The organism is Rahnella inusitata, assembly GCF_965118895.1.
Lineage (GTDB): Bacteria > Pseudomonadota > Gammaproteobacteria > Enterobacterales > Enterobacteriaceae > Rahnella > Rahnella inusitata_A.
In genome coordinates this window covers 87,482-110,621 of record NZ_CBCPJJ010000022.1, presented here as the reverse complement: position 1 = coordinate 110,621, position 23,140 = coordinate 87,482, and the positions used below count along the sequence as shown (strand labels likewise).

The window sequence follows — 23,140 nt, the reverse complement described above, 5'->3', positions numbered from 1 at the left end:
GCATAGGAATTTACCGGCTCTTTGATTTATGCAGGTTGTCTTAATTTTTTGCCTATCCTCAACAAAAGATAGTGAGTGGGTTTAGGGGGAAAGAAGGTAGCAGCATCTATACTCCGTGAATGGGGCGGCACATGCTGCCCTAAAACATGGCGAAGACTCATGAAACAAATACAAAATAAGTCGTCACTGCTCAGTGCGACAGTAGCCTGCATCGGCGTCGTTTATGGGGATATCGGGACCAGCCCGCTCTATACCCTACGGGAATGTCTGACCGGACAGGCGGGCATCACCCTGACCCAAAGCTCTTTGTTCGGATTTTTGTCACTAATTTTCTGGCTGCTGATGCTGGTGGTGTCAGTCAAGTACATCATCTTCGTGATGCGCGCCGATAACGATGGCGAAGGGGGCATCCTCACCCTGATGTCGCTCGCTGTGCGCAATCTGAGCCCGCGCTGGGTACCGTTGATCATGTTCCTCGGGCTGGTCGGCGGCAGTTTCTTTTACGGGGACGGCGTCATCACGCCCGCTATCTCGGTGCTTTCTGCCATTGAAGGGCTGGAGCTCATCTCGCCTTCGTTCGACCGTTTCATCATTCCAGCTTCGATCGCGGTGCTGACATTGCTGTTTTTCATCCAGAAAAATGGCACCGCCAGCGTGGGGAAAATTTTCGCGCCGGTGATGGTGCTGTGGTTTATCACCTTAGGCGTGTTGGGTATCGGTGGCGTAGTGCGTAATCCTGATGTTCTTCAGGCGCTGAACCCTTACTGGGCGCTGCATTTCTTTGTCGAATTCAAAACCGTGTCATTCTTTGCGCTGGGTATGGTGGTGCTGTCAGTTACCGGCGGCGAGGCGCTTTACGCCGATATGGGGCACTTTGGAAAAAAACCGATCCGTATCGCGTGGTTTGCGTTGGTCGGCCCGTCGCTGGTGATGAACTACTTCGGACAGGGCGCTTTGCTGCTTAGTCATCCCGAAGCCATTCAGAACCCATTTTTCCTGCTCGCACCCGGCTGGGCGCTGATCCCGTTGCTGGTTCTGGCCACGCTGGCGACCGTTATTGCTTCTCAGGCAGTGATTTCCGGCGTCTTCTCCCTGACCCGTCAGGCTGTAAGGTTAGGGTATTTACCCCCGATGCGCATCATCTATACCTCCGATGTCGAATCCGGGCAGATCTACATTCCGGTGGTCAACTGGCTGCTGTACGCCGCAGTGCTGATCGCCATCCTCAGCTTCAAACACTCAAGCAATCTGGCGTCGGCCTACGGGATTGTGGTCACCGGTACGATGGTTATCACCTCTTTGCTGATCGGCATTGTCATGGTGAAAAATTGGGGATGGAAAAGCTGGGTGGGCGGGCTGGTGACGGTACTTTTGCTGCTGATTGATGTGCCGTTGTTTGCCGCCAATCTGACCAAGCTGTTCTCCGGCGGCTGGCTGCCTGTGGCGATCGGCCTGACCATTCTGGTGATTATGCTGACGTGGAAAACCGAGCGTTCGCGGCTGCTACGCCGTTTGCGTCAGGATCCCGAAGCGCTGGAATCTCTTATTGTTTCACTCGAAAAAGCGCCGCCTAAACGTGTTCCCGGCACTGCCGTGGTGATGTCCCGGGGTCTCTATGAAGTTCCGCTGGTGCTGTTACACAACCTCAAACACAACAAAATTTTGCATGAAAGAGTGATCCTGCTGACCATGATCACGACGGATGTGCCCTATGTTCATAACGTCCGGCGAGTGACTATCGAGCAGCTCTCACCCACGTTCTGGCGCGTGGTAGCAAGTTATGGCTGGCGCGAAAAACCGAATGTGGAAGATATTCTTTACCGCTGCGGGCTGGAAGGGCTGAAGTGCACGATGAACGAGACATCATTCTTTATGTCGCGCGATACGTTCACCCTCGGCGAACCGCGTCCATGGTATTTAAAAGCCCGTGGCAAGCTGTTCCAGGTGTTACAACGCAACTCCCTGCGAGCGCCGGAGCAATTTCATATTCCGCCGAACAGGGTGATTGAGCTTGGGGCAGTGGTGAAGTTTTGAGCAATATTACCGTGGGTTTATTGTGAACCCACGGTGAGGAGAATGAGAACTACGCCTGCGGATCCTGCGTCAGTTCAGTGACTTCCGGCGTTTTAGACTCCTGCGATGTTTGCGTGGTCTGCGACTGAGTGGTCGGCGTCACTTCAGTGACTTTTGACGTCGCCGATGTGTCAGTCTGCGTCGGCGGAGTCGTCACGGGGGCTGCGGTCTGCGCCTGCTGTGTAGTTACCGGCGCGGCAGGTGTTGCTGCCTGCGTCGGCTGCGGCGCTTCAGTTGCTACAGGCGTTTCAGCTTGTGTCTGTTCGGCCGCTGCCGGGGTTTCCATTTCAATTTTCGGCAGAGTTGGGATCGGGTCGAGCGGGATGCTTTCTGCCTTAGGTTTCGGGATTGGGGTTTGCGCGCGAACCAGGAACGTCGGTTTGAGATCGGCTACCGAATAAGTCACGTGGCTGATGGCGTCGTTCGAGGTGGTGACGTCAACAGGTGAAATCGTTACGCGGCCAATCAGTGAACGGGCATAGCCGCCAACTTTATGCGAGCCTTCCGGCACACGCACTTCGAGACTTTCGCCGATCCCCAGCGCGCCGGCATCTTTGCCATCGACGGTCACGTAGAGTTTGGTGCCATCATCGGTTTTCGTCGGGATATGCGTTACGGTCACGCGCGTCGAACCGAAATCGAAAGCCGGTGCCTGGTCTGCGGTTTTCGGTTTTGCACATCCTGTCAGTGCAAAAACGGCTGCAACGGCAGCAAGGGTAAAACGATAACGCATAGTTCGGTTTCTTCCTTTGAGGGATTTTTGTGATCTGCGTACCAATATACCCGATCTGGCCTGTGAGATGAATGCAGCGGTAGGGAACTCGGAACAATCTTCTTTGCAGCCTTTAACACGCCACACAACTTTAAGTTGAAGCGCTTCGTCAATTTGTGTATTTTTATGCAAATTATATGCATAAAAACACAATCACACAGGAGTGACCATGCTTAAGTCCTTAATTCTCACCGGGTGTCTGCTTTCGTCTTTAATCACATCAGCCTTTGCGGCGCAAACCACTTACGTGGTCGGCTCCGGCGGCACTTACCGTCCTTTCGAATACGAAAACAGCCAGAAACAGCTGGAAGGTTTTGATATCGACATTATCAAGGCCATTGCTAAAGCGGAAAATTTTGACATCAAACTGGTCAATACGCCGTGGGAAGGCATCTTTGCGACGCTGAATTCCGGCGATCGCGACATCATCATTTCCGGCATCACCATTACCGACAAGCGTAAAGCGATGGTCGACTTCTCCGCGCCGTATTTCCCGGCTGAGCAGTCCATCGTGGTACCTGAGGCGTCTAAAGTGGATTCCGTGGCAGCGCTGAAAGGCCAGAAAGTTGGCGTGGTGAACTCCAGCACCGGCGACATCGTCGTCTCCGACACGCTCGGCAAAAACAGCACCGACATCAAACGCTTTGATAACACACCGCTGATGTTGCAGGAGCTGGCAGAAGACGGCATCGGCGCGGCAGTCGGCGACGTTGGGGTGGTGAAGTACTACATTAAATCCCATCCTGAGAAAGCCCTGAAACTGGTGCCGGACAGCAAGTTTGAACGTCAGTATTTCGGGATCGCGGTGGCGAAAGACAACACCGAGCTGCTGGGCAAAATCAACGCCGGTCTGAAGAAAATCGTGGCTGACGGTACCTACGCAAAAATCTACGCAACATGGTTCGATAACAACGTTCCAACGCTTCCAGCGCAATAATCATCATGACAAGGGGCTGTAAAGCCCCTGAACAAGGACAGGTATGACCGGATTTCGCTGGGAGATAATCTCAGAATATGCGCCGCTGTTTGTGCAAGGCGCGCTCATGACCATTCAGTGCACCATCATTTGCGTGATTTTAGGGACGTCGTGGGGGCTGCTGCTTGGTCTTGGCCGGATGGCACACGCCGATGATGGCCCGTGGAAACACATTCTGCGTTTTGCCGTGCAGTGGCCGGTGAGGGTTTACGTCAGCGCCTTTCGCGGCACACCGCTGTTTGTGCAGATCATGGTGGTCCACTTTGCGCTGGTGCCGCTGTTTATCAACCCGCGCGACGGTATTCTGGTCACCAACGGCCTGATGTCTTCAGATTTCGCTCGTATGTTGCGATCCGACTACGGCGCATTTCTATCCTGCGTCGTCGCCATCACCCTGAATGCCGGGGCGTACGTGTCAGAAATTTTCCGCGCAGGTATTCAGTCGATCGACAACGGTCAGATGGAAGCCTCGCGCGCGCTGGGCATGGGCTGGGGCAAAACGATGCGCAAAGTGATTTTGCCGCAGGCGTTCCGCCGCATTTTGCCACCGCTGGGCAATAACGCCATCGCGATAGTGAAAGATTCCTCGCTGGCCTCGGCAATCGGTCTGGCCGATCTGGCTTACGCCGCGCGTACCGTTTCAGGCGCTTACGCCACCTACTGGGAACCCTACCTGACCATTTCACTGGTGTACTGGGTTCTGACTTTCCTGCTCTCGCTGCTGGTTCAACACATGGAAAAGAGGTTTGGCAAAAGTGATTCACGTTAAGGATTTGCAGAAACAGTTCGGTGAAACCCACGTTTTGCGCGGCATTTCGTGTGATATCGCAGAGAAAGAAGTGGTGTGCATCATCGGCCCGTCTGGTTCAGGGAAAAGCACTTTCCTGCGCTGCCTGAACGCGCTGGAAAAACCCAACGGCGGCGAAGTGGTGGTTAATGGTTATGCGGTTCACGATCCGAAAACCAATCTGAACACGCTGCGTTCGGGCGTCGGGATGGTATTCCAGCGTTTTAATCTGTTTCCGCACATGACCGTGCTGGAAAACCTGATTATGGCACCGATGTCGCTGAAAGGATTGTCGAAAGCTGAAGCGGTGTCGCGTGCTGAAAAACTGCTGCAAAAGGTCGGACTTATCGACAAAATCGACGCCTGGCCTTCCAGTCTTTCCGGCGGCCAGCAGCAACGCGTGGCGATTGCCCGTGCGCTGGCGATGGAACCGTCGATCATTTTGTTCGACGAACCAACTTCTGCGCTCGATCCTGAACTGGTGGGCGAAGTACTGGCGGTGATGAAACAGCTGGCGCTTGAAGGTATGACCATGGTGATCGTCACTCACGAAATGGGTTTTGCCCGCGAAGTGGCGGACCGCGTGGTGTTTATCGATCAGGGTGTGATTCAGGAGCAGGGGCCACCGGCACAACTGTTTACCGCGCCGACCAATCCGCGTACCAAAGAGTTCTTAAGTAAAGTGTTGTGATGTAAGAGCCGGAAGTTTCGTGGGGGAACTTCCGGCTTTTTTATCAACGAGGAAGCGTTTTAAACAGCGCCGGAGAGTTTACCAGCACACCGTCCGCGCCCAGTGATTTCGCTTGTTTATAATCCGCTTCATCATTTATGCCAATTAAGATGATGTGCGCCTCGCCTTGCGAGCGGAAACAGTCCATCGCTTCTTTATCCCACACCAGCGTGGCTTTTGAACGTGCCTCACCTAATGTGTATTTTTCGACAACTTCCACTTCCCTTTTCATTTCAAGCGCATACCAGCGCGGCTGTTTATCCGCTTTGATCTGGCATTGATGCGCCATTGTGATATTCGCCAGCGCAGTGCGCGTCATGTCGCGGCTTTCAAATTTCGGCAACGTAGCGGGAAGCACGCTGAGATAGCGTGAGTCTGTGGAATAAATACGCGTTCTTTGCAGGCTGTGAGTCTCCTGCAAGACCTTGCTCAATGCAGCGGCCATTTGCTGAGGATCCGCATCCGGTGTTTTGATGTCGATATAAAACGTCGTCGTCGGGAAAGTCTTCAGAACGGACTCCAGCTGCGGAACACCGATATGTTTATCGCGATAGGGATGACTGGTTTCGGTACCAAATGCCCAGCCAGCGTCCATCTGCGACAACTCTTTGGCTGTATATTGAGAAACAGCGCCTTTCTTATCCGTTAAACTCTTCAGGTCTGAAGGTCTGTACAGCACGGGAATGTCATCTTTCGAAAGCTGGACGGTGATCCACACAGCATCAGCTTTATTCTCAAGCGCGAGTTTGATTGCCGGGACTGTATTTTCAGGGGCGTCGGCGGTTCCCCCACGGTGGGCAATGATTTGCGGAGAGAGTGGGAGGGATGCCGCACAGGTCATGGCAGAAAGGGAGGACAGTGTCAGAGCCAAAATCATTTTTTTATGAAGATACATTACATATTCCTTTAAAGTAACTTACCCATAACTATCTGTTATATAGACAATATATGTCATCAGAGAAAATAAGTCTGTAAATGAACCACGTTTGAAAGATGACATTGTTTGATGACAGTTTATGGTCACAATTCATAATTTTGGCTATGAAAGACATAACTACAGAGTGAGTCCGTTAGAGTATGTGTCCCCGTTCTACACGGAAAATGGCGATGTCGATGCCTTACTCCACCCCCAATCCCCTGTTTTCGCTCAACTTCCCATCCCGTTCAGTTTTTCCATCACGTCATCGGACAGCGTCAGTTGACCGCTGGCCAGATTCTCCTGCAAATGCAGCGGCGAGGAGGTGCCGGGGATCAGCAGAATATTGGGGGAACGTTTAAGCAACCAGGCGAGGGCGACCTGCATAGGCGTCGCGTTAAGTTCGGCGGCCACTTCATTGAGCTGCGTGGACTGCAACGGCGAGAATCCACCGAGCGGGAAGAACGGCACATAGGCGATCCCCTCGTCTGCCAGCTGATCGACAAGCGCCTCGTCTTGACGATTGGCGAGGTTATACATGTTCTGCACGCAGACGATCGGCGTCATTTTCCGGGCATCGGCCACCTGTCTGGCGGTCACATTGCTCAGGCCGATATGACGGATCAGGCCGCGCTCTTTCAGCTTAATCAACGTTTCCAGCTGCGGCTCCAGTGAGCCTTCTTTTGGTTTATGGATATCGAGCATACTGCGCAGGTTCACCACTTCCATGCTGTCCAGTCCCAGATTTCGCAGGTTATCTTCCACCGCCTGAGTCAACTCTTCCGGGCTGAACGCCGGGATCCAGCCACCTTTTTCATCGCGACGGGCGCTGACTTTGGTGACGATGCACAGATCGTCGGGATAGGGATGCAGCGCCTTTTTAATCAGCCGGTTAGTGTAATGCGGGCCGTAAAAGTCGCTGGTATCAATGTGATTAATGCCAGAGGCCACGGCGTCACGCAGTACCTGAATCGCCCGTGCTTCGTCTTTCACCGGGCCGAAAACGCCAGGGCCAGCCAGCTGCATTACGCCGTATCCTAAGCGCCCAACTTCACGGTCGCCGAGGCGGTAAGTCATTGTAGGTTTTGACATGGGGTTCTCCTGTGAGTGTTCATTGATTGTATCGGGGAACTGGCTGTGCAACTATCCGCTCAAATCAGGACAAACTGTACGAGGTGACGCACAATGTCGATGGATATCGCCCTGCTGCACGCAGTAGTGGAAGTGGCGAAAGCCGGAGGATTTCGCGAGGCTGCGCGGGTGACCGGCAGCAATGCGTCGCGGCTGAGTGATGCGGTGCGCCGTGCGGAACAGCAGCTCGGTATCCGGCTGTTTCACCGCACCACGCGCACCGTGGTGCTGACCGAGGCGGGCAGGGCGCTGATTGACCGTCTGTTACCGGCGATGAACGAAGTGGATGCTGCGCTGGATGCCCTCAATCGTTATCGCAATACGCCTGGCGGCACGCTGCGGTTGAATGTGCCGGTCAGCGCCGCGCGGCTGGTTTTGCCCGCGCTGGTGCCGGAATTTTTGCGGCGTTATCCCGATATTCAGCTGGAAATTGTCGCTGAAAGTAACGTGCAGGATGTGTTTCGAGACGGCTGCGATGCCGGGATCCGCTATGACGAACGGCTCGAGCAGGATGTAGTCGCCATTCCCATCGGGCCGCGTATCCAGCGTTTTTCCGCCGCCGCCTCCCCGGCGTATCTCGATGTACATGGGCGGCCGACGCATCCGTGCGAGCTGATGCAACACCGGTGTTTACGCGGCCGCTTTGCCAGTGGCGTGATGCCGCCGTGGGAGTTTGAGCGCGAAGGCGAGAGCCTCAGCGTAGAGGTGAAAGGGCCGCTGGTGGTCAGCGTCGGCGGCGCAGTAGACCTTGCGGTGGGAGCCGCCATTGCCGGTGCGGGTATCATCTATCTTTTCGAAGAGTGGTTACAGCCCGCCATCGCCAGCGGTCAGCTTGAGGCAATATTGCAGCCGTGGTGGCTGTCGTTCTCCGGGCCGTATCTTTACTACAACGACCGCCGCCTGATCCCCGCGCCTTTGCAGGCGTTTATTGATTTTGTGCGTGAGGCTAACCGCGCATTATGACCCGTGTTGCCAGCTTTTATGCACGAACTCCAGGGTGTAGCCGTCCAGGTCGATAATCCCGGCGGCGTAATAGCGCGGATCGTAATGAAGCCGTACGCCCGGTGCCCCGTTATCTTTTGCCCCCGCGCGAATAGCGGCGGCGTAGGCTTCATCCACTTCCATTTCACTGTTGGCGACAAATCCGACATGTGTCGCATCGCCCGCCGTTTTACCTTCCCGCAACCAGAAAAATATCCGGCCATTCGCCCCGAAACCCTTGAGGTCGGGATGCCCCGGTGGGCCGTCCTTGCCGTCGTAATCGACGCGGGCGGTAATGCCGAGCGGTGCCAGTGCGGCGGTGTAAAACGCCACCGAGCGGGCGGTATCACTGACGGATATAAAAATGTGATCGAGCATAGAATCTCCTTAAATCTTAAATATGGTAGCCACCGGCGACTTCGATAGACTGCGCATTGATCCAGCGGCTGTCGTCTGAAATCAGCCCGGCAATCGCCAGCGCGACATCCTCCGGCTCACCAACGCGCCCGAGCGCGGTCTGCGAAGCCAGCAGTGCTTCAAACTCATCGTTGAGGCCACCGCCCAGCCCTGTACGGATTGCTCCGGGTGAAATGGAATTTGCGCGGATACGGCGCTGACCGAATTCTTTTGCCATATAGCGCGTCAGTACTTCCAGTCCACCTTTGAACGCGGCATAAGGCGCGACGCCCGATGTGGCAACGCGGGTCGTTGCGCTGGTGACATTTACGATGTGAGCGCCCTCGGCCAGTAACGGCAACAGCGTCTGCGTCAGGAAAAACGGTCCTTTCAGATGCACGTTGAAAAGACTGTCGAATTCTGTTTCCGTCACGGTTTCAATCGGATTAAACAGTCCAAAACCGGCGTTGTTGATCAGCACATCAAAATCAGAACGATGCCAGTGGCGGGGCAACAACGTTTCCAGTTGTGCGCGGAATGCCGGGAAAGTCTCTGAACGCGAAACGTCGAGTTGTACCGCTACGGCCTGACCGCCCGAATTTTCGATTTGGCGGACCACGTCATCAGCCGCTTGTGGTTGGCGGTGCCAGGTGAGGATCACGCCCATGCCGCGCGCTGCGCACTCAAGGGCGGTGCTGGCACCGATGCCACTGCTGGCGCCTGTGATAAGAATAACTTTCATGATGTTTCCTGCCGGTTTGTTTGTGTGCAGTAAGACTAAGGGATTGAGGGCGCGGCGGCTTCCGCGTTCCTGCTCGATTCTTGCCTGTTTCTGCTTTAGGCTCTCCACAACGATAATTCGGGGAGTCAGAATATGGATCTAAAGTCTCAGCTCGACGAACTACGCGCTTTGGCCGCACACGCCGGGAACTTGCGGACGGAGACAGGCATTCCGCGTGTAGCGATGGTGCAGGGCAAAATTCCGGCGGCGGCGCTGGCGGCAGTCTATGAGCCGATGATCAATCTGATCCTTACCGGCAGTAAAACCATGACGGTGGCGCAGAAGATCTTCGACTATGATCCGGCCTCGTACTTTGTGATGTCGGTGGATTTACCTGCGGTGGGTGAAGTGCATCCCGCAACCACCGGCGAACCTTATCTGGCGGTGAGCCTGACCATTGATCCTCAGCGTGTAGCGACATTGCTGGAGGGTTTACCTCAGTCGGTGATGAACAACATGCCGGAAGACGGATTCTCGGTGGCGTCGGTGACGCCGGAAATGCTCGATGCGTGGGTGAGAATGCTGCGTCTGATGAAAACCCCTGACGATATTCCCGCACTTGCGCCGGGTTTTGAGCGCGAAATTCTCTATCACGTTCTGAAAGGGCCGCACGGCTGGATGCTGCGTGACATCGCCTCGCCGGGCACCATGCTGGCGCGGATCAGCAACGCCATCCAGTGGCTGCGGCACAATTTTGCCAAAGAGTTTTTAGTGGAATCACTGGCCGAACGGGAGGCGATGAGCGTCTCGGCGTTTCATCGTCACTTCAAAGCCGTTACCGCCATGAGCCCGTTGCAGTACCAGAAACGTGTCCGGCTGTTGCACGCCAGAACAATGCTGTTGGGGCGACAAAAAAGCGTCACCTACGTGGCGCAGGAAGTCGGTTATCGCAGTGTGCCGCAGTTCAACCGCGATTACGCCCGCTTCTTCGGCCTGCCTCCGCTTAAAGATGTGGCGCAGTTGCGTAGGGGAATGAAGGTGCGGGAAAGTCACTGAGTACCTTGCCAGAGACTCAGATCACGCCAGTTTCAGCGCCTCCATCACCAGCGAAAATGCCGGAGAGTGCTGTTTTCTGCTGGGGTAATAGAGGTAATAGCCAGGGAAGGGAATACACCACGCATCGAGAACCCGGATCAGGCGGCCCTCCTCAAGGTGGGGGGCAAACTCTTCTTCCGGTAAAAATGCGATACCCAGCCCGGCTAAGGCTGCGTCTACCATGGGCGCAGAAGTGTTAAACGTCAGTTGCCCGTTAACCCGGACATTCACCGGCCCCTCTTCATTATCGAATTCCCAGACGTAAAGCCCCCCGGACGTCGCCTGCCGCATATTCATGCAGTTGTGATCCAGTAAATCGTGCGGCGTCAGCGGGAGCGGATGTGAACTGAAATACTCAGGGGAAGCCACGGCCGCCATGCGCAGCTGAGGGCTTATGGGCATGGCAATCATATCTTTATCGATGGTGTCGCCCAGCCGTACACCGGCGTCAAACCGGTCAGCGACAATGTTGCGAAAACCGTGGTTAGCATCAAACTCGAGATGGACATCAGGATATTTACGCAATAACGGCGACAGTTTGGGTAACAGGACGGTATTGAGAACGTGAGGGCCGCAGGTGATGCGCACCGTACCGGCAGGCTTATCGCGCATCTCGGTCAGCATATCCAGCTCAGCTTCAATCTCATCAAACCTGGAACCAATCGCCTGTAGCAGACGCTCGCCCGCAGTCGTCGGCGAAACATTTCGCGTCGTACGCGTCAGCAGCCGAATATCCATGCGATTTTCGAGTGCGGTGATCGTCTGGCTGAGGGCGGGCTGTGTCACGCCAAGCTTAGCGGCCGCGCGGGTGAAACTGCCCTCGCGCGCGACGGTCACAAATGCCATCAGATCATTGAGATTACGCTTCATTACACCTGCTTTGATTTCGATTTATAAGCACAGCTTATAACCCCATTAAGGATTCATTACCTAGTCAGACTATACCCGCCCTGTAGAATTCTCAGCAAGCAGAAACGTGAAAAATGCAGAATCTCGTGTCTTCAGATCCTCCCAATAACGTCTTGTTATTTCAGTTTTTATTTCCTGAATAAAGACCGCCCCGGGCTTGCTTAAAAATCATCAGGCAGAATTTAAAAAGGTATTAAAAAGTGACGACTACGGTAGAAGAGCCAATAGCGAACGATCGCTCCACCGCGCACTGGAATGGTGTATGGGCGATAACGATGTGTGTGTTTGCACTGGTCGCCTCGGAGTTTATGCCCGTCAGTTTGCTGTCACCGGTTTCACGCGATCTTGGCGTCAGCGAAGGGCTGGCCGGACAGGGGATTGCCATCTCCGGCGTACTGGCGGTGCTGACCAGCCTGTCGATATCACGGCTGGCAGGAAACATCGACCGGAAGGCGCTGCTGTCAGGGCTGACGGTGCTGATGGCCATTTCCGGCGCGGTGATTGCCCTCGCCCCTGATTACCTGACCTACATGGTGGGACGCGCAATGATTGGCGTCGTTATCGGCGGATTCTGGTCGATGTCGGCGGCGCTGGCTCTGCGGCTGGTGCCTGAAGACCAGGTACCGCGCGCACTGGCGATTTTCAACGGCGGCAATGCGCTGGCGACGGTGATTGCCGCGCCGCTCGGCAGTTATCTGGGCTCGGTGATGGGCTGGCGTGGCGCCTTCTTTTGCCTCGTGCCGGTCGCGCTGGTGGCGTTTATCTGGCAGTGGGTAAGTCTGCCGTCAATGAAACCTGCAGTGGGTGAAAAACCCCCAGGCAATGTCCTGAGGTTGCTCAGTAACCCTCTGGTCACTCTTGGCCTGGCGGCTTGCGGACTGTTCTTTATGGGCCAGTTTGCCTTGTTCACTTATTTGCGCCCGTTCCTCGAAACGGTGACCCGCGTCAACGTCTCAACACTGTCGCTTATTTTGCTGACTCTCGGCATTGCCGGTTTTATCGGGACGCTGGTCATCGGCATCTTTCTGCGCGCTGGCTTTTACCCGACGCTCATCGCCATCCCGCTGATGATGGCGGTCATTGCCGCAATGCTGATGCTGTCCGGACACACGCTGTGGCGGGTGATCGCGCTGCTTGGTTTATGGGGATTAGTCGCAACGGCGGCACCGGTCGGATGGTGGTCGTGGGTGGCTAAAACTTTTCCTGACAATGCAGAAGCAGGTGGCGGGCTGATGGTCGCCGTGGTGCAGCTTTCTATCGCGCTGGGCTCTACCGCAGGCGGACTGGCCTTTGACCACATGGGCTGGCAGAGCACGTTTGGCCTTAGCGGCGTGTTGCTGATACTGGCGGCCACCCTGACTTTTATCACTTCCCGCCGGTCGCACTGACGGCGGACGTTTTTTTACACGGGCGAACGGATGCCCACTCACGAAACCTACTGAGGATATTCTCATGAGAGCTCTAAGTATGTTGTTAGGATTGTTGATCAGCTCGTTTGCGGCCACTGCTGCGGATATGTCGAACGGTGCAGATAATTTTTACAAAAGCGATAAAGTGACGCAGCAAAAGGTGACGTTTAAAAACCAGTATCAGATGAATGTCACCGGGAATCTTTTCATTCCGAAAGAGATGAATCAGAACGTCAAGCATCCCGCCATTGTTATCGGTCATCCAATGGGGGCGGTAAAAGAGCAGAGCTCAAATTTGTATGCACAGAAACTGGCAGAGCAGGGTTTTGTGACGCTGGCGATTGATATTTCTTTCTGGGGCGAGAGCGAAGGAAAGCCGCGTAACGCCGTCGCGCCGGATATTTACGCGGAAGATTTTAGTGCGGCGGTGGATTACCTCGGCACGCGTTCGTTTATCGACAGAAATCGTATCGGCGTGTTGGGGATCTGCGGGAGCGGTAGTTTTGTCATCAGCGCGGCGAAAATTGATCCGCGCATGAAGGCGATTGCGACGGTCAGCATGTATGACATGGGATCGGCGAACCGCCACGCGCTTAATAATTCATTAACGCTGGAACAGCGCAAGCAAATTATTGCCGAAGCTGCTGAACAACGTTACGCAGAATTCACCGGCGGTGAAATCAAATACACCAGCGGTACGCCGCATAAAATCGATAAAAATTCTCCACCGATTGCCAAAGAGTTCTACGATTTTTACCGTACGCCGCGCGGCGAATACACGCCTAAGGGGTCTTCGTCGCAGCTGACCACGCACCCGACGCTGACCAGCAATGTGAAGTTCATGAATTTCTATCCGTTCAACGACATCGAAACGATTTCTCCGCGTCCGATGCTGTTTATTACCGGCGATCGGGCACATTCCAAAGAATTCAGTGAAGATGCTTATAAGCGTGCGGGTCAGCCCAAAGAACTGTATATCGTTCCGGGTGCCGGTCATGTCGATCTTTACGACCGTACCGATCTGATCCCCTTCGCTAAACTGACGTCATTCTTTAAAGAGAATCTGAAGTAATCCGTTCATAAATACCGACTGAAAAGATTCAGGGCAACGTTGTCTGATACATTCCGACACGTTGCCCTGTTAAATAACGGTACGCTCTACTGTCTATTTGCCAACTGAGTCAACCGGCTATTTAATGCCTCCAGACGCTGAGAGATCGCTTTGATTTCTGCATCGCTGACCGGCTGTTTTTTATCGAGTTTTCTTTGCACATCATCAAGCTGTGCCATCACCGGTTGACCGCCTTGCTGGAGCGTCTGCCGCATCTGATAAATCGCGGTTTTTAGTTCCGAAATCGTCATATAGGATTTTCGCTTTTGCTCGGCATCCAGCAGGCGCTGTTCGAGATCGTTGAGCTGATTGTTGACCATCGCCCAGCTGTTGATCGTCGGCAGGCTGGCAGTCTGTTCGGCGAGGCGGTTTTGCCAGCGTACAGATAACGGATTGCCCGGCCAGAAAGCGTTTAAGCTTATCGCCGTCGAAGGTTGTTCTATCCAGTGAGTCACACTTACCGCACACAGCGTCAGGGCTATACCCGCCATGCTGCCAGTTATCCAGGCTCTCCATGGGCGCGGCGCAGGCAGCAGAGTCAGCGCAGGAATGGGTTGCGGAGCGGGCACGAAAGGCAATGGCGTAGGGGTCGGAACCGGAACCGAAGGTTTTACGGTCAGCGCCCGTTTTTGCAGCGATTGCCGGCTTGACTGAAGGTAATCGAGCAGATTTCGCAGCGCCGCCTGACTGCGCGATTGCAGGTTCAGTGCATGTTCGAGCATCATTGACACCGCGCCTTCAAGCTGAGTAAGGGTGTCGATTTCGGCACTGTTTAACGGCAAACCGTACACGCAGGTCGCGGCATGAGTGCAATACCACTCGATGATTTGTTGGCGCAGATCGGTGGCCGCTAAAGGTGGCCAGCACTGACGCTGTTTTCTGCCAAAGGCTTCGGCCAGTAATAAGGTGGCGTTGGCCATCCCCGCCCAGCCGTGGCGCTGGCAACTGATCAGACAAAACCAGACACCGCTTTGCAGGTCATAACCGTGGCGCTGAAAGATCTCCAGACACTGGTTTTCCTGCGTCAGCCACCATGAACGGTCGTGAACGTGGCCTTTCCAGCCGTTAACGCTGTTGCTGAGCAGCAAAAACTCCTGATGATGACGGGGATCGTGGCAACTGATTTTTACATCGGCTGGCGTCACGGAAGAATTAATCTTTGTCATGGCTTTTCCACGTCACAAGTTTGTCTTTACTGACGCCCAGTTTCAGGCCGCCTTTGATGCCCTTCTCTTCCTGCAACAACTGGTCAGCCAGCAGCGGCAACGTATGCTGGTTCAGCACCTGGTCGATGTCGCGGGCACCGCTCTGATTCACCTGACATAGCCCGGCGACCCATGAAACCACGCTCTCGCTGTAACTCAGTTGTACTTCGCCGTTGCTGGCAGCGTGGTATCGCTGGCAAATTTTGTCCAGTTTTAGCCTGATGATCTGCGCCAGCGTTTTTGGATCCAGCGGCAGATAAGGGATCAGCGTGACGCGACCCATCAGGGCCGGGCGGAAGACGTGTTCGAACTCCGGGCGGATCAGCGTGCAAAGTGCTTCCGCAGAGACGTTGCCCTCGGCGCAGGCCGTAGTGATCTTCGCGCTCGCCAGATTGGATGTCATGATAATCAGTGTGTTACGAAAATTAATCAGCTGGCCTTCGGCATCTTCGAGCACGCCTTTGTCGAACACCTGATAAAACAGTTCCATCACATCCGGGTGGGCTTTTTCCACCTCGTCGAGCAAGACGACGCTGTATGGATTGCGTTTCACCGTCTCGGTCAGCACGCCGCCCTGACCGTAACCCACATAGCCCGGCGGGGAGCCTTTCAGGCCTGAGACGCTATGCGCTTCCTGGTATTCCGACATATTGATGGTCACCAGACTTTGCTCGCCGCCGTACAGCAACTCCGCCAGTACCAGTGCTGTTTCGGTTTTACCGATACCGGAGGAGCCTGCCAGCATGTACACGCCGGTCGGTTTCAGCGGATCGTTAAGATTGGCGCGGCTGATGCGTATTTGCGTGGCGATGGTCGACAGCGCGTGGCGCTGGCCGATGACGCGCTGTTCCAGCCGCTGAAGCAATTCGTTCAACTGCTGATGTTCTTTTTCCACCATGCGTCCGAGTGGCACGCCCGTCCAGCCGGATACGACGTCGGCGATACAGGCGGCGTCCACGCACTCAAACACCAGCGCGTGAGTCTCATGTAACTGCGCCAGTTCGCCGCGCCACTGGGCGATGGCGCTCTCGTCACTGCTTTCCTGCAATTGCTGCACCAGTGCTTTTTGCTGCTCCCACAGTGGCTGGAGATAGGCGAGATCGGCCAGCAGTTCACTTTCCCGCAGGGCCAGCGCGGCAAGCCGCTTCTCGTGCAGACCTTCTCTTTGCAGCGCGTCGCGCTCGGTGTACAGATTGGCGAGCAGGGCGTTGATGTCCTCAATCTCTTTCGGATGATGGGACTGGGAAACCGCCACGCGGGCGCAGGCGGTATCAAGCAGGCTGACGGATTTGTCCGGCAGCTGCCGCCCGGCGATGTAACGGCTGGAAAGCGTCACGGCAGCGTGGATCGCACTTTCGAGGATCAGTACGCCGTGATGGCGCGACATGGCCGGGGAGATGGCGCGCAGCATGGCGGTGGCGCTGTCGATACCGGGTTCTGCGACTTGTACCAGCTGGAAGCGGCGGGTTAGCGCGGCATCTTTCTCAAAGTACTTTTTGTATTCCGCCCAGGTGGTGGCCGCGACGACGCGCAACTCACCGCGCGCGAGTGCGGGTTTCAACAGGTTGGCCGCGTCGTTTTGCCCGGCCTGACCGCCTGCGCCAATCAGAGTATGGGCTTCGTCGATAAACAGAATGACAGGCGTCGGGGCGCTGGCGATTTCTTTCATCAGCCCCTGAAGACGGTTCTCAAACTCCCCTTTGACGCTGGCGCCCGCCTGAAGCAGACCGAGATCCAGCGTAAGCACCTCCATAGATTTCAGCACGTCTGGCACGTTACCCGCAGCGATGCGCAGCGCCAGACCTTCCACCAGCGCGGTTTTGCCGACGCCTGGTTCGCCGGTCAGGATCGGATTGTTCTGACGGCGACGCAGCAGAATGTCGATCATCTGACGAATTTCCGCTTCGCGCCCCAGCACCGGATCCAGCTGTCCGTTGCGCGCCTGTTCGCTGAGGTTGCGGGTAAATTTGCCGAGCGCGGTCTGGCTGGTTTGTTCCGGAGAAAGCGTACGGCTTTCTGCCGTCTGGCAGGCGTCAAGCAGTAACTCATCTGCCGCATCCCGCTTGCAGTTCAGAGCATTACGCACCCCACTGGCCAGCTCTGGCGCAGTGTTTTCATCAAGCAGGCACGCCAGCAGCGCCGCAGGTGTCATCTGCGTTTGCTCCCAGCCCGCGCTGGCGTGCAGCCAGCCTTTTTCCAGCCACTGAACCAGTCCGTCGGAGAAAACCGGCGCGCGGCTGTTGCCGCTGCGCAAGGTGTTCAGTGTTTGCTGCGTGGAGCTCAGCAGGACGTCAGAACGTAATCCTGCGCCCAGGCTGAGGGTTTCCATCAGACTGCTGTGGCGGACAATTATCGCGAGTAAAAGATGCTCAACGTCAACTTCATGGTGGGTACGCGAAATCGCCTGACTGACGGCAGCATCCAGACAGCCCCGGCTTTCCGGGGAAAGCTTGTCGACGATGTGTTTTAAATAGCTACTCATAAATATCTCTTATCGTAAATTATTGGCAATCAGCCGCGTTTTCAGGCAGCTCGGAGAGTCGTCCACGCAGAGCGGCCGATGGTTGCTGGCTTTTCTGTTGCCCTTCCAGCGCTTGTTTTTGTTCTTGCAGATCGGCGATCTGGTCATCAATTTTTGCCCAGTCCATCCAGGCTTTTTGCAGCGACGTCTGATCGGAGATCTTAAAGCGCAGCAAGACATGTTTGATGTTCAACGCCGTCATGGCCTGCGCGTTATCATCAAAATCATGGGCATCGATCAACGCTTCGCCATGGGCAAATACGTCGAGGAAATCAGGCCATGCGCTGCTGCCGGTATAGCGGTAGGTGGCGGTGAAGTTAGGGAATTTCACTTCCAGCTTCACGCTCTGGCATTGTCCCGGCAGCCAGGTGAACTGTGTCTCTTCGGCAAAATTCATGCTGTCGAGCACTTTGACCCCACTCTGGCATTCCAGCGTCAGGCGGGAACCGATTGGGATCAGGCGTGCGCCTTCCGGTACGGTCGCCGGCTGGCTGATGATGCTGACGTTGTACGGCTTGGTTTCCAGCGCTTTTTGCTGCTGGGTCAGTTGTACAATCTGATCGTTAAGCACTGACAGTCGGTCGGCGTTTTGCGTGTTCTGGCGTTGCGGGACGTCAAGTACGTCTTCCGGGTTCAGCAGGTGACGAGCAATGCTCACGAACTCTTCGGTCAGAGGGAGCGTCTGGCCCTGGAATTCACCGGCCTGCGGCTCCTGATCGTTAACCACCAGCAAACCTTTGGCCGGGCCACGAACGAAGTCGGCAAGGTACTGCCATGTCAGCGTCTGTTGGGCGTCATAATCCTCCCCTTGGGCATTTTTACGCATCGGCCACAGCACCTTGCTTTGCCACTGTTCATTGAGCCAGCAGCCTGAGCGGGACAGCGCATGGCCCAGCAGCGCGCTGGCGTCGCTTTGATACAGCGACCACACCGCTTCCACGCCAATTTCCTGACTGCGTGGCTCTGACATTTTGCGCAACTGTTCAAAGCTGGCAAACAGGCTCACCAGTGGATTAATATTCTTGGCATCCGCCTGTGGCACGAAAAGCCCATCAGTGAGCGCCGGACTCAGTGCAGCCTGATTCAGTGCCAGACCGGTGGCCGCATTAAGAGATTCATGCCATTTCTTCCATGCGCCGGTTTGTGGCGTGACGGAAGGAGTAACAGCCGCGAGTTTCCCGCCACGTAACCATTTGGTCAGCCCGCCGCGCAATGTGGCGTCAACCTGCTGCACCTTCTTCAGGGTCGGGTTTTCTGCCGCCTGCGACGGCAGGATTTGTAACCGCCGCAGTTCGCTCAGCCAGGGCTGGGCATTTTGTGCCGGAATATCATCGAGTTCTTGCGCGACGCGTTTGGCGAATTGCATCGCCGGACTTTGCCCCTGACCAATCGCAATCAGCTGGTTTTGCGACAGCGAACGAGGCGGCTGATTTTGAACCGACGGGCTCACGGTGAGCATCAGACCGCGCCAGGCGTTTTGGCGCAGGGTGGGCAACGTCTGCATAAATTGTTGCAGCGCAGGTTCAGAATGCGTCCTGGCCCCCGCTTGCGCGATGAGATTTACCCATTGGGCGAGCTGCGCTTCGCCTTGACGTGTCCAGATACCGGACAGCGTCGCTGGCAACTGCGGCCAATAATCGCTGGCCTGAACGGCAGGCAGACTATCATCTGGCGCGGCCAGCCATGCCAGCGAGCGGTCATCATTGATAAGCGCTGACAACAGGCGATGCAGCGCCGCCAGATGGGTTGCGCCAGCGGGTTGTTGCATCTCCCAGCGTTCCAGTGCCAGCCGCGCGTGCGGGGATGCCGATGGATCGATGGCGTCCAGGCGCAGGGCGTCGGGGATTGCCGGTCGCAGGCTCAGCGCCGCCAGCGTGGCATCGTCACGCATTGCCTGACGGGTAAGCAGCGTTTGAGCCAGACTGATCACCATCTGACGCTGGGTTTGCAACGGCGCGGTCAAAAATTGCTGTTCATACGCAGCGAACTGCTGGTCGATGTCTATCGGTTGAGACGTGAGCTTGCTGCGCAAACGCTGTTCAATCCATTGATGCTGATGGTTAAGCACGTGCGCAAAAGGCAGGTAAACCAGTGGTGAAGCGCGATGCGTTTCGTTTTTTATCAGCAAATCAGCCAGTTCAGACGGGGGCAGGGCCGCCGTGTCGCGTTCCATCAGCTCTGTACTTTTCAGCGCGCTGTAACCCAGCGCAAGCACGCAACCCAGCAGCAACACACGACCCACGACAACGCGCAGCCTTTTGTTGTGATTCCATTGTACTTCGCGGGTGGCGCTGAACGTCGGAAGATGGTGCATCAGCAAATCGTGAACAAAGGATGTGGTGCGGCGACTCTTGTTTTTATCCTGTTGCTCACTGGCCGTAAACCACACGCCGCCGAGCGTAGCCGGGGTGAAGTAGGCGTTGGGTTCGCACAGTGATGCGAGGAAAACCCGCAGCGGCTCTTCCCGTTGGGCGAAAGATTCTGGGAACGCGAGAAGTGCGGCGTTAGCCTCCGCCGAAACGGGCGCGCCGGCCATGCTGATGCGAGCGAGATCGAATCCCTTCTTCAGCGCGGTAAAAAGCGGCAGCAGCGTCGAGACGTCTTTGCCGTCGATTTCCGGCGGCGTTGGCCAGTAATATCCCAGCGCCTGCTGTTGCTGAGCAGGGGAAAGCTGATTCGTCCAGAGGCTGAAGGCAGGAAATTTATCGCACTGTGTGACCATAATGTAGAGCGGCAGCTGGCGCTTCAGCTTGCGCGCCAGAGGTTCGATTTGCGCGCGGATTTTGCGTGCCTTTTCATGCAATGCACTGACGTCTTCATTGATGAGATCGGTGATCGACAGACCAATCAGAATGCCAGCCGGAGCGGGAGCGCGCGCGATCCAACCGACCATTTTCCCCCAGGCGCGGTGGAAAGTCGGCGTCCCGTTGAGGAAGTTGCCGGACAGGTCGAGGAAGCAGACGTTGCGGAAAAACCACCAGCGTAAAGTGTGCGTCGGGACCACGGTATTGTCTTGCTCTTCGCTTGAGAACATCGGCAGGCCGGAACCGGCGAGTAATGACGTTTTGCCGCAGCGGTCGCCGAGCAGCAAATACCAGGGGATCGGCGGGCGTTTGCGCTGAATACGTTTCACCACCGCCGCGCCGGATTTCCAATGCTCGAACAGCACATATTCCCGGCGCGAAAGGCGAAATTTTTGGAAAAAGCGGTGTGCTTTTTTCTCTTTAATCAACTGTGTTAGCCAGAGCAGCGCGCTCCACAGCAACATGGCTGCAACCAGCATACTGAGCCAGACTGCGAAAATGGTGACCGTACTCCACTCGCCCCAAAGCCCGAGGGTGCAGCAGAAGAGGAACAGCAGACATAACAACAGCAGCCATCCGGCAAAGACGAATAATTTTTTTAACATACGTTCTTATGAAAAATAAAGGGTCTGAAGAAGCACCAGGGTGGCGTAAAGCACCGCCAGCCCCAGAGCCGCAAGGACAGCGTTGCATTTTGACGATGCGAGCGAGCGTTTCCTGACGTTGACCGGCGTGAGCGGCGCGTCGTTCGGCCACGACTGCCAGTCTTGCGGCAGGCACAGCTGACGCTGTTGGTCGATGAGCGCGGTGAGCGCCTGACTGTCTTGCACGGCGCTGTATTTCCCGTGGAATCCGTTTTGCAGACAAAACAGAAACACGCAGCGCGCCTGCTGATGTTCTTCTTTCAGGTCATCTAGCCGGACGAAGAACATTTCCCCGCCGATGGAGGTCTGGAAGTATTTGCGTTGCAGCAAATCGTAGCGCCAGCTTTGTACAAAGGGCTGTGCCGAGCACAGAATGGTTTCATCGAGCCAGACGACCACAGCGAAAAATGCCTGATCCCGCTCGAAATCGGAAATGTCATGGTACTCAGCTTCCTGCACTGCCTCCTCGAGACGGGAGAGGCAGAGTGCGCGGAAAGTGTCGTAATCGGCAAAAAGTTCCGGCTGATGCGCGAATTGGGCTGCAAGTTTGAACACCGGCAGATAGCAGTCGAGGAGTTTCATTCTGATGGCACCATAAAGACCAGTTGCACCTGTAAGTCGTCTGGTGCATCGGCCCAGTAAAAGGCGACACTTTTCTGGAGTTCGACGCGTTTCCACGCCTCTTCATGCTGGTTAAGCACAAAGTAGCAGGAGTCTTTGCGATCGGGCACGCCGCGCGGTGACGGGTTCGCCCAGGTTGAGGAGATGCCCGGCAGTGCGTGCTGAATAAGCGCGCTGATGGCATTCTGCGGGGCGATTTTAAATTCGTTACCGGCAGCAAAACTTAAGTGCCATGACGCCAGTTTTTCCGACCGCAGCAGCAACAGTACCTGACTGGCAGGTGGCATTTTTCCGGGTAATAACTCACCGCGATAAATTCTTTGTTCGTCGGATTTCAGGGTGATGTAAGTGTTGTCTTCCAGCGCCAGCCCGTTAAGCAGGGCGAACAGCGTTTTTTTGACACTGTTAAAGCAGTCGATCAGGTGGTAGTGATCGTAAGGCAGCAGTGATGCACCGCCGTCGAGCCATTCGCCAGTGAACGAACACATGTCGTTAAAGGACGAAATCTCCCCCACCAGCTGCACCAGCAGGCCGTAGATTTGCCACGGATGAATGGTTGGCGCGAGGCAGTAATGTTCAAGCAGCGGCAGCGCGCGGTTGAGCGAGCGCATCGCCAAGAGCTGCGTGATGTCACCGGCGCTTTTACTGCCGTTACTGAGTTGATCGGGACGTTTATATTCTTCGAGTTTGTGGGCGCGGCTGCTGAGTTCTGCGCGCAACCCTTCGAGCAACGTTTTGAGCGCCGGCGACCCGGCAAGCGTGACCGCTGGCGGACTGAAACGTGGATCGAAAATCACGCGGTCATTGTCATAACGCAGTTGCAGCAGGGGCAGGCATTCGCAATCGACCGCGGTTTCTTTCTCTTCATCGCTCAGGATACGGACGTTGTAGGCGATGCGCGGCACGGCACTTTCCGGACCATTGTGATAAACGTCCTTCATCACACCGTCATCAGCATGGTTGATCCATCGGCTGCTGGTGCCGGTGCTGACGTTCGTATGGCCGGGATCGAAACGGCGGAGCGCCAGCCAAAGGCGAAAAGGTTTCTCGCGCTGTTTCCAGGCGTCACGAAACTGACGCGGTTCGATCAGGCAATTGCCCGGATATTCCAGAAAATAGCCGGAGGGCAGGATCAGGCGAAGCTGGTCGATTTTGAGCGTAAAATCCACCATCGTATCGTGATTGATGTCGCACTGGATCACGCCGACGTTCCAAGGCTGCGCCAGCTGACGCTGTTGTGCCAGCATGTAGCTGTGGTGAAGATCTACCGATTGAAAATGCTGAGGTTGCAGATACAAACCGGAGTACCAGTAAATCTGTTGCTGTTCAGGATACATA

The 23,140-nt window shown here is 55.6% G+C and carries 19 protein-coding genes; 8 read left to right on the top strand and 11 right to left on the bottom strand.

Annotated features, from left to right (window positions below):
* The first annotated feature begins 159 nt into the window (after positions 1–159).
* Positions 160–2,034: a low affinity potassium transporter Kup gene (gene kup, locus ACMHLI_RS18460; RefSeq protein WP_413530723.1), complete on the top strand. Its 1,875-nt coding sequence runs from the start codon at positions 160–162 to the stop codon at positions 2,032–2,034.
* 49 nt (positions 2,035–2,083) lie between these two features.
* On the opposite strand, the gene ACMHLI_RS18455 is transcribed toward kup, so the two are convergent.
* On the bottom strand, positions 2,084–2,806 hold the full coding sequence (locus ACMHLI_RS18455) for a hypothetical protein (RefSeq protein ID WP_413530722.1): 723 nt from the start codon (positions 2,804–2,806) through the stop codon (positions 2,084–2,086).
* A 208-nt stretch (positions 2,807–3,014) separates the two neighbouring features.
* Between ACMHLI_RS18455 and ACMHLI_RS18450 the strand changes: the two genes are divergently transcribed.
* Genes ACMHLI_RS18450 through ACMHLI_RS18440 form a run of 3 tightly spaced genes read left to right on the top strand, consistent with a single transcriptional unit; the run spans position 3,015 to position 5,299 of the window.
* Complete coding sequence (locus ACMHLI_RS18450; RefSeq protein WP_413530721.1) at positions 3,015–3,782, top strand: basic amino acid ABC transporter substrate-binding protein; 768 nt, start codon at positions 3,015–3,017, stop codon at positions 3,780–3,782.
* Between the two features lie 43 nt (positions 3,783–3,825).
* Positions 3,826–4,590 carry an amino acid ABC transporter permease gene (locus tag ACMHLI_RS18445; RefSeq protein ID WP_413530720.1) on the top strand — a complete coding sequence of 255 codons (765 nt, stop codon included), beginning with the start codon at positions 3,826–3,828 and terminating at the stop codon, positions 4,588–4,590.
* Positions 4,577–5,299 carry an amino acid ABC transporter ATP-binding protein gene (locus ACMHLI_RS18440; RefSeq protein ID WP_413530827.1) on the top strand — a complete coding sequence of 241 codons (723 nt, stop codon included), beginning with the start codon at positions 4,577–4,579 and terminating at the stop codon, positions 5,297–5,299. Before ACMHLI_RS18445 ends, ACMHLI_RS18440 begins: the two co-directional genes overlap by 14 nt.
* Positions 5,300–5,342: 43 nt before the next feature.
* Here the strand turns inward: ACMHLI_RS18440 and ACMHLI_RS18435 are convergent, their stop codons facing one another.
* A complete protein-coding gene (locus ACMHLI_RS18435; RefSeq protein ID WP_413530719.1) occupies positions 5,343–6,233 on the bottom strand; it encodes a glycerophosphodiester phosphodiesterase family protein in 891 nt (296 codons plus the stop codon).
* A 252-nt stretch (positions 6,234–6,485) separates the two neighbouring features.
* Entirely contained in the window at positions 6,486–7,346 is an 861-nt protein-coding gene (locus tag ACMHLI_RS18430; RefSeq protein ID WP_413530718.1) for an aldo/keto reductase family oxidoreductase, read from the bottom strand.
* Positions 7,347–7,439: 93 nt separating this feature from the next.
* Here ACMHLI_RS18430 and ACMHLI_RS18425 point away from each other — a divergent pair, with 93 nt between their 5' ends.
* Entirely contained in the window at positions 7,440–8,348 is a 909-nt protein-coding gene (locus tag ACMHLI_RS18425; protein WP_413530717.1) for a LysR substrate-binding domain-containing protein, read from the top strand.
* Here the strand turns inward: ACMHLI_RS18425 and ACMHLI_RS18420 are convergent.
* The gene (locus ACMHLI_RS18420; protein WP_413530716.1) at positions 8,343–8,744 is read right to left on the bottom strand and encodes a VOC family protein; all 402 of its coding nucleotides are present in this window, start codon (positions 8,742–8,744) and stop codon (positions 8,343–8,345) included. The genes ACMHLI_RS18425 and ACMHLI_RS18420 overlap by 6 nt on opposite strands.
* Positions 8,745–8,760: 16 nt before the next feature.
* Positions 8,761–9,504, bottom strand: a complete 744-nt coding sequence (locus tag ACMHLI_RS18415) for an SDR family NAD(P)-dependent oxidoreductase (protein ID WP_413530715.1) — start codon at positions 9,502–9,504, stop codon at positions 8,761–8,763.
* A 132-nt stretch (positions 9,505–9,636) separates the two neighbouring features.
* Between ACMHLI_RS18415 and ACMHLI_RS18410 the strand changes: the two genes are divergently transcribed.
* Complete coding sequence (locus ACMHLI_RS18410; RefSeq protein WP_413530714.1) at positions 9,637–10,539, top strand: AraC family transcriptional regulator N-terminal domain-containing protein; 903 nt, start codon at positions 9,637–9,639, stop codon at positions 10,537–10,539.
* 21 nt (positions 10,540–10,560) lie between these two features.
* Here the strand turns inward: ACMHLI_RS18410 and ACMHLI_RS18405 are convergent, their stop codons facing one another.
* Positions 10,561–11,448, bottom strand: a complete 888-nt coding sequence (locus ACMHLI_RS18405; protein WP_413530713.1) for a LysR family transcriptional regulator — start codon at positions 11,446–11,448, stop codon at positions 10,561–10,563.
* Between the two features lie 239 nt (positions 11,449–11,687).
* On the opposite strand from ACMHLI_RS18405, the gene ACMHLI_RS18400 reads away from it, so the two are divergent.
* Together ACMHLI_RS18400 and ACMHLI_RS18395 are read left to right on the top strand one after the other, a co-directional pair.
* A complete protein-coding gene (locus ACMHLI_RS18400) occupies positions 11,688–12,875 on the top strand; it encodes an MFS transporter (protein WP_413530712.1) in 1,188 nt (395 codons plus the stop codon).
* A gap of 64 nt (positions 12,876–12,939) precedes the next feature.
* Entirely contained in the window at positions 12,940–13,968 is a 1,029-nt protein-coding gene (locus ACMHLI_RS18395) for an alpha/beta hydrolase (RefSeq protein ID WP_413530711.1), read from the top strand.
* Between the two features lie 86 nt (positions 13,969–14,054).
* Here ACMHLI_RS18395 and ACMHLI_RS18390 read toward each other — a convergent pair whose 3' ends face one another.
* From ACMHLI_RS18390 to tssK, 5 genes are read right to left on the bottom strand one after another with little or no spacing between them, the layout of a single operon-like run.
* Positions 14,055–15,173, bottom strand: a complete 1,119-nt coding sequence (locus ACMHLI_RS18390; RefSeq protein ID WP_413530710.1) for a VasL domain-containing protein — start codon at positions 15,171–15,173, stop codon at positions 14,055–14,057.
* A complete protein-coding gene (gene tssH / locus ACMHLI_RS18385) occupies positions 15,160–17,694 on the bottom strand; it encodes a type VI secretion system ATPase TssH (protein ID WP_413530709.1) in 2,535 nt (844 codons plus the stop codon). Before tssH ends, ACMHLI_RS18390 begins: the two co-directional genes overlap by 14 nt.
* A 19-nt stretch (positions 17,695–17,713) precedes the next feature.
* Positions 17,714–21,142, bottom strand: coding sequence for a type VI secretion protein IcmF/TssM N-terminal domain-containing protein (locus ACMHLI_RS18380; protein ID WP_413530708.1), 3,429 nt, complete (start codon positions 21,140–21,142; stop codon positions 17,714–17,716).
* A gap of 6 nt (positions 21,143–21,148) precedes the next feature.
* Positions 21,149–21,763 (bottom strand): DotU family type IV/VI secretion system protein, encoded by a 615-nt coding sequence (locus tag ACMHLI_RS18375; RefSeq protein WP_413530707.1) that lies wholly within the window; start codon positions 21,761–21,763, stop codon positions 21,149–21,151.
* Entirely contained in the window at positions 21,760–23,139 is a 1,380-nt protein-coding gene (gene tssK, locus ACMHLI_RS18370) for a type VI secretion system baseplate subunit TssK (protein WP_413530706.1), read from the bottom strand. The genes ACMHLI_RS18375 and tssK overlap by 4 nt, the downstream gene beginning before the upstream one ends.
* Between the last annotated feature and the right edge of the window lies 1 nt (position 23,140).

Bases quoted from the DNA above. Each gene is read 5' to 3' on its own strand.
- ACMHLI_RS18390 (WP_413530710.1), bottom strand. From the start codon at position 15,173: ATGACAAAGATTAATTCTTCCGTGACGCCAGCCGATGTAAAAATCAGT.
- ACMHLI_RS18420 (WP_413530716.1), bottom strand. From the start codon at position 8,744: ATGCTCGATCACATTTTTATATCCGTCAGTGATACCGCCCGCTCGGTG.
- ACMHLI_RS18405 (WP_413530713.1), bottom strand. From the start codon at position 11,448: ATGAAGCGTAATCTCAATGATCTGATGGCATTTGTGACCGTCGCGCGC.
- tssK (WP_413530706.1), bottom strand. From the start codon at position 23,139: ATGTATCCTGAACAGCAACAGATTTACTGGTACTCCGGTTTGTATCTG.
- ACMHLI_RS18450 (WP_413530721.1), top strand. From the start codon at position 3,015: ATGCTTAAGTCCTTAATTCTCACCGGGTGTCTGCTTTCGTCTTTAATC.
- ACMHLI_RS18395 (WP_413530711.1), top strand. From the start codon at position 12,940: ATGAGAGCTCTAAGTATGTTGTTAGGATTGTTGATCAGCTCGTTTGCG.
- kup (WP_413530723.1), top strand. From the start codon at position 160: ATGAAACAAATACAAAATAAGTCGTCACTGCTCAGTGCGACAGTAGCC.
- ACMHLI_RS18430 (WP_413530718.1), bottom strand. From the start codon at position 7,346: ATGTCAAAACCTACAATGACTTACCGCCTCGGCGACCGTGAAGTTGGG.
- ACMHLI_RS18375 (WP_413530707.1), bottom strand. From the start codon at position 21,763: ATGAAACTCCTCGACTGCTATCTGCCGGTGTTCAAACTTGCAGCCCAA.
- tssH (WP_413530709.1), bottom strand. From the start codon at position 17,694: ATGAGTAGCTATTTAAAACACATCGTCGACAAGCTTTCCCCGGAAAGC.
- ACMHLI_RS18410 (WP_413530714.1), top strand. From the start codon at position 9,637: ATGGATCTAAAGTCTCAGCTCGACGAACTACGCGCTTTGGCCGCACAC.
- ACMHLI_RS18455 (WP_413530722.1), bottom strand. From the start codon at position 2,806: ATGCGTTATCGTTTTACCCTTGCTGCCGTTGCAGCCGTTTTTGCACTG.
- ACMHLI_RS18425 (WP_413530717.1), top strand. From the start codon at position 7,440: ATGTCGATGGATATCGCCCTGCTGCACGCAGTAGTGGAAGTGGCGAAA.
- ACMHLI_RS18380 (WP_413530708.1), bottom strand. From the start codon at position 21,142: ATGTTAAAAAAATTATTCGTCTTTGCCGGATGGCTGCTGTTGTTATGT.
- ACMHLI_RS18415 (WP_413530715.1), bottom strand. From the start codon at position 9,504: ATGAAAGTTATTCTTATCACAGGCGCCAGCAGTGGCATCGGTGCCAGC.
- ACMHLI_RS18445 (WP_413530720.1), top strand. From the start codon at position 3,826: ATGACCGGATTTCGCTGGGAGATAATCTCAGAATATGCGCCGCTGTTT.
- ACMHLI_RS18435 (WP_413530719.1), bottom strand. From the start codon at position 6,233: ATGTATCTTCATAAAAAAATGATTTTGGCTCTGACACTGTCCTCCCTT.